Source organism: Streptomyces graminilatus (assembly GCF_001418565.1).
GTDB classification, from domain to species: domain Bacteria; phylum Actinomycetota; class Actinomycetes; order Streptomycetales; family Streptomycetaceae; genus Streptomyces; species Streptomyces graminilatus.
The window spans coordinates 1-1840 of record NZ_LIQQ01000760.1 but is presented as its reverse complement, the minus strand read 5'-3'; the positions used below and the strand labels follow the sequence as shown (position 1 = coordinate 1840).

The 1840-nt window shown below is 68.6% G+C and carries 2 protein-coding genes and 1 pseudogene; all 3 read right to left on the bottom strand.

Translation table 11 applies throughout. From position 1 onward, the window contains the following. Positions 1 to 838, bottom strand: a pseudogene (locus tag AOK08_RS41220) (nitrite/sulfite reductase); the annotation flags it as partial. A gap of 123 nt (positions 839 to 961) precedes the next feature. Continuing rightward, on the bottom strand, positions 962 to 1045 hold the full coding sequence (locus AOK08_RS48785) for a putative leader peptide (RefSeq protein WP_309486338.1): 84 nt from the start codon (positions 1043 to 1045) through the stop codon (positions 962 to 964). An 84-nt stretch (positions 1046 to 1129) separates the two neighbouring features. After that, positions 1130 to 1702, bottom strand: a complete 573-nt coding sequence (locus tag AOK08_RS41215) for a GNAT family N-acetyltransferase (protein WP_055535621.1) — start codon at positions 1700 to 1702, stop codon at positions 1130 to 1132. Positions 1703 to 1840 lie beyond the last annotated feature (138 nt).

The following is a 1840-nucleotide window of genomic DNA, read 5'->3' as shown; positions in this document are numbered from 1 at the left end:
CCGGGACCTCGTCCAGCGGGACCCAGGCGCCCAGACGCTGGCCGATCTTCGGGTTGGTGGACAGGCCGCCGCCGACCCAGACGTCGAAACCGGGCCCGTGCTCGGGGTGCTCCACACCGACGAACGCGATGTCGTTGATCTCGTGCGCCACATCGAGCAGCGGCGAGCCGGAGATCGCCGACTTGAACTTGCGGGGCAGGTTCGAGAAGTCCTTGTTGCCGATGATCCGGCGCTGGATCACCTCGATGGCGGGCGTGCCGTCGATGATCTCGTCCTCGGCGATCCCGGCGACCGGCGAACCGAGGATGACGCGGGGCGTGTCACCGCAGGCCTCGGTGGTCGACAGGCCGACCGCTTCGAGCCGGTTCCAGATCTCCGGGACGTCCTCGATGCGGATCCAGTGGTACTGGACGTTCTGCCGGTCCGTGAGGTCGGCCGTGCCGCGCGCGAACTCCTGCGAGATCTCGCCGATCACCCGAAGTTGCGCGGTGGTGAGCCGGCCGCCGTCGATCCGGACGCGCAGCATGAAGTACTTGTCGTCCAGCTCCTCCGGCTCCAGGATCGCGGTCTTGCCGCCGTCGATCCCGGGCTTGCGCTGGGTGTAGAGCCCCCACCAGCGCATCCGGCCGCGCAGGTCGTTCGGGTCGATCGAGTCGAACCCGCGCTTGGAATAGATCGTCTCAATGCGTGTCCGTACATTGAGACCGTCGTCGTCCCTCTTGAACTGCTCGTTCCCGTTGAGCGGGGTGAAGTGTCCGGCGGCCCACTGACCCTCACCACGGTGACGGCTCACCTTGCGGCGGGGCGTGGCGGCAGGGTCCTGCGGGGTGGCGGCCATGATTCATCGTCCTTCGGGACAGGCGGAAAGCGGCTCTTACCTGCGCGTATGGGCGCGCGGTCAGACTGGCGCGGCTCTGCGCAGGCTGAGGCAAAGGGGAGTGTCGGCGGTGCTGAGAGGGCTTCAGCTCGCCGGACAGATGGCGCTGGACATGCGGCCGAGGTCGACGTGCCGCCGACTCACCAAGGCAATCCCAGTTCCAGACATGACGGAAGCGTGTCATGGCAATCTGGACACAGTCCAGCATTGTCCGCCATGCGGACACGCTTGTCCCGTACCGCGAGACGGACGTCAGGCGTGATGTGCGCCCGGCCAGGGGCCCGGCGCGGCCACCTCCGCCTCCTCCTCGACCTTGGTGTCGAAGAGATGGAAGCCGCGACGCAGATAGTTGTCCAGCGCGTGCTCCCCGTCCTTGCTGCACGTATGCAGCCAGACCCGCTTCGTCGGCGCCAGGCCCGGCCAGCGGTCCCCGAGGTCCCAGGCGCGGGCGGCCCCGTACGACAGCAGGTGCCCGCCGATGCGGCGGCCCCGGAAGGCGGGGAGCAGACCGAAGTAGACGATCTCCACGACGCCGTCGTCCTGGGGTTCCAACTCCATGTAGCCCGCCGGGGTGCCTCGGTCGTAGGCGACCCAGGTTTCCACGCCGGGGCGCTCCAGGTACTCCTGCCAGCGGGCGTATGTCCAGGCCAGGCGGTCGGTCCAGCGGTTGTCTCCGCCTACGGAGGCGTAGAGGTAGCGGCTGAACTCCGGGGAGGGGACTTCGGCGCGGGTGATCTTGACGTCCCCGTCGGGGCCTGCTGCGGGGAGCAGGTCAGTGGGGGAGGTCTGTTCCAGGGACCAGGTGGTCACGGCGATGTTGCTCATGGCCGTCAGGGAATCATCCCGGGGTGTGGGATGTCGATCGGGTGCGGGCCCGGTGGGGGCTGGTCGCGCCCACGCGGCGGAGCCGCAAATCGCATACAGCCCCGCGCCCCTAAAGCGGGGCGCTGTCGAGCCGCGGAT